Genomic DNA, 3,922 nt, shown 5'->3' with positions numbered 1-3,922 from the left:
CCCGTCACTTCGCGTTTTTGACGGCGCGTTTGGTCATGACGGCGCAGAGGTGTGCGCGGTAGGGTTTGTCGCCGTGCAGGTCGGCGATCATGTGGTCGGGGTCCATGCGCAGGCTGTCGAGGGCGCTCGCGTCGAAGGTGGCGGAGAGCGCCTCTTCAGCGGCGGTCCAGCGGAACACGCCGCCCTCGGACGCGCCGGTGATCGCCACCCGCACGCCGTCGGCGAAGCGCGCCACGAAGACCGCGACCAGCGGAAAGCGGGACGCGGGCTGGATGAACTTCTCGTAGGCCGCCGCCTGCGGCACCGGGAACTTCACTTGCGTGATGATCTCGCCCTCGTCCAGCGCCGTGGCGAACATGCCCTGGAAATAGTCGTCCGCCGCGATCTCACGCCGGTCGGTCACGATCACCGCCCCAGAGGCCAGCGCCGCCGCCGGGTAGCAGGCCGACGGGTCGTTGTTGGCCAGTGACCCGCCGATCGTGCCGCGGTTGCGCACCGCCGGATCGCCGATCCGCGCCGCCAGGGACGCCAGCGCCGGGTAGGCCCCCGCCTCGGCCGCCACCGTCGCATGGGTCGTCGCCCCCCCGATGCAGAGCCGCCCGGCGTCGTCGGTGCAGACCCCCTTCAGCTCCGGCACGGAATGCAGGCTGACCAGCCGCCCCGGGTCCGCCAGCCGCGCCTTCAGCGTCGGGATCAGCGTCTGCCCGCCCGACAGCGGCTGCCCGCCGTCCTTGATCGCCGCCACCGCCTCGGCCAGCGTGGTGGGCCGCTCCAATTCGAATGCATACATGTGTCTCGTCCTTTCCCTGCGGCCAGAGGCGGGGGTCCCCCTTCATCTGGCCAGATAAACTCCGGGGGCCGCCGGTTGGACCGCCACTGGTCCAAGGACCAGCCGGCGGCGGGGGCTGGCCCCCGGTCCTCCCCTCTCAGATCATTGCATCGCGGCCCAGACACGGGCAGGCGTCAGCGGCATGTTGATGTGCTCCACCTTTTTCCCCGGGCCGGAGTTGATCGCGTCCAGCACCGCGTTCACCAGCGATGGCGGAGAGCCGATCGCGCCCGCCTCGCCGCAGCCCTTCACGCCCAGCGGGTTGTGGGTGCAGGGCGTCTGGCACGAATGGTCGACCGTGTAGAACGGCACGTCCCCCGCCCGCGGCATCGCGTAGTCCATGTAGGAGGCAGACAGCAGCTGCCCGTCGCTGTCGTAGACGCAGCCTTCCAGCATCGCCTGGCCGATGCCCTGCGCGATCCCGCCATGCACCTGCCCCGACACGATCATCGGGTTCACGATGTTGCCGAAGTCGTCCGCCGCCGAGAACCGCTCGATCTTCACATGTCCCGTCGCCGGGTCCAGCTCGACCTCGCAGGCATAGGCCCCCGACGGGTAGGTGAAGTTCGCCGGGTCATAGAAGGCCGTCTCCTCCAGCCCCGGCTCGATGTCGGTCAGCGGATAGTTGTGCGGCACGTAGGCCGCGAGCGTCACGTCGCCCCAGGCCACCGACTTGTCGGTGCCCGCCACGCTGAACCGTCCATCCTTCAGCTCGATGTCGCCCTCGCTGGCCTCCATCAGATGCGCCGCGATCTTCTTGGCCTTGTTGATCACCTTCTCGGCCGCGCGCACCATCGCCGATCCGCAGACCGCCAGGCTGCGCGACCCGTAGGTGCCCATCCCGAAGGGGATCTTGGAGGTATCGCCGTGCACGATGTCGATCTGGTCCTCGGGGATGCCGATCATCTCGGAAATCACCTGCGGGAAGGACGTCTCGTGTCCCTGCCCGTGGCTGTGCGCGCCGACCATCACAGAGATGCTGCCCGTGGCATTCACCCGCACCGTGGCCGCGTCGTAAAGACCCGCCCGCGCGCCCAGCTGCCCCACAAGGTTCGACGGCGCGATGCCGCAGGCCTCGATGTAGCAGTTGATGCCGAGGCCGCGCAGGCGGCCCTTCGCCTCGCTCTCGGCCCGGCGCGCCGCAAAGCCTTTGAAGTCCGCGATCTCCTCCAGCTTGTCCATCGTGGCGTGGTAGTCGCCGGTGTCGTATTCCACCGCCACGGGCGTCGCGTAGGGGAACTGGGTGATGAAATTCTGCCGCCGCAGCGCCACAGGATCGACGCCCAGCTCGCGCGCCGCCTTGTCGATCACCCGCTCCAGCTGGAACGTGGCCTCGGGCCGGCCCGCCCCGCGGTAGGCGTCGACGGGCACCGTGTTGGTGAACACCGCCTTCACGTTCACGTAGATATGCGGCGTCTTGTAGTTGCCCGCCATCAGCGTGCCGTGCAGCCAGGTCGGCGTGCAGGACGCGAAGGTGCTCAGGTATGCCCCCATGTTGGCATAGGTCTCGGTGCGCACCGCGACGAAGTTGTGCTCCGCGTCCAGCGCCAGCTCGATCTTCGTCACGTGGTCGCGCCCGTGGGCGTCCGACATGAAGGCCTCGGACCGCGTGCTCGTCCACTTCACCGCGCGGTTCAGCGCCTTGGCCGCGAAGGTGCAGAAGGCTTCCTCCGCGTAATGGAAGATCTTGGTGCCGAACCCGCCGCCCACGTCGGGGGCCACGACCCGCAGCTTGTGTTCGGGGATGCCCAGCACGAAGGCCCCCATCAGCAGCCGGATCACATGCGGGTTCTGGCTTGTGGTGTGCAGCGTGTGCATGTCGTCGGCGCGGTTGTATTCGCCCACCGCCACCCGCGGCTCCATCGGGTTGGCCACCAGCCGGTTGTTCACCAGCTCCAGCACGGTCACATGCGCCGCCCCCTTGATCGCGTCGTCGACGGCCTGCTTGTTGTCCTCCACGAAGCCCCAGTCGTAGCACAGGTTCGAGGTCAGCTCCTCATGCACCTTCGGTGCACCCTCCTTGACCGCGTCCTTCATGTCGATCACCGCCGGCAGCGCCTCGTAATCCAGCACGATGGCCTCCGCCGCGTCGCGCGCCTGCGCCAGCGTGTCCGCCACCACCGCCGCGATCGGCTCGCCCACATGGCGGATCTTGCCGTCCGCCAGCACCGGATGCTTGGGCTCCTGCATCGGTTGGCCGTGCCGGTCGGTGATCAGCCAGCCGCAGGGCAGACCGCCCACCGCCGCAAAATCCGCCGCCGTGAAGATGCGCTGCACCCCCGGCATCCCCTCCGCCGCCGTGGTGTCCACGCCGTTCAGCACCGCATGCGCCACGTCCGCGCGCAGGAAATGCACGTGCAGCTGGCCGTAGACGTTGATGTCGTCCGTGTAGTTGCCGGTTCCGGTCAGAAACCGCACATCCTCGCGCCGCTTGCTGCTGGCGCCGATTCCGCTGTCCTTGGGCATCTGTCTCTCCCTTGTCGCAGGTCAGGCATCAAAGCCCCTCCTCCTGCTTCTTCTGGTCAAAATATCCCGGGGTCGCCGGTTGGCCCGCCACTGGTCCGAGGACCAGCCGGCGGCGGGCAGAGCCCCGGTGCCACCCCCCCGAACTCACTCTGCCGCCAGCGCCGGCATCTCCTGCCCCGAGGCCGCCATGATCGCCTTCACGATGTTGTGGTAGCCCGTGCAGCGGCAGATGTTGCCGTCCAGATGATGCCGGATCTCCTGCTCGCTCGGCTTCGGATTCGCCTTCAGCAGGCTCGTCGCCGCCATCACCATCCCCGGCGTGCAGAACCCGCACTGCAACCCGTGGTGATCCTGAAACGCCTGCTGCACGACACTCATCGTCCCGTCCGGGGCCGCCACCCCCTCGATCGTCACGACATCGGCACCCTCGGCCTCCGCCGCGAACATCGTGCAGGCCTTCACCAACGCCCCGTCCACATGCACCGCGCACGCCCCGCACTGCGACGTGTCACAGCCCACATGCGTCCCCGTCAGATGCAAACCAACCCGCAGAAAATCAACCAGCAACGTCCGACCCTCGATATCGCCAGATACCGAACGCCCATTCACAACCATCGTCACTTGCAT

General features: G+C 68.0%; 3 protein-coding genes. All 3 read right to left on the bottom strand.

The genetic code is table 11. The features are described 5' to 3' along the window. Positions 1-4 precede the first annotated feature (4 nt). Complete coding sequence (locus ACOI1H_RS23985) at positions 5-790, bottom strand: FAD binding domain-containing protein (RefSeq protein ID WP_422440713.1); 786 nt, start codon at positions 788-790, stop codon at positions 5-7. Positions 791-931: 141 nt separating this feature from the next. Then, entirely contained in the window at positions 932-3,295 is a 2,364-nt protein-coding gene (locus tag ACOI1H_RS23980) for a xanthine dehydrogenase family protein molybdopterin-binding subunit (protein ID WP_422440711.1), read from the bottom strand. Between the two features lie 144 nt (positions 3,296-3,439). Continuing rightward, positions 3,440-3,922, bottom strand: a complete 483-nt coding sequence (locus tag ACOI1H_RS23975; protein ID WP_422440710.1) for a (2Fe-2S)-binding protein — start codon at positions 3,920-3,922, stop codon at positions 3,440-3,442.

It is taken from the genome of Loktanella sp. DJP18 (genome assembly GCF_049310965.1).
Classification (GTDB): domain Bacteria; phylum Pseudomonadota; class Alphaproteobacteria; order Rhodobacterales; family Rhodobacteraceae; genus Loktanella.
The sequence above is the reverse complement of the archived record's forward strand: the minus strand, read 5'-3'. Positions and strand labels throughout refer to the sequence as shown.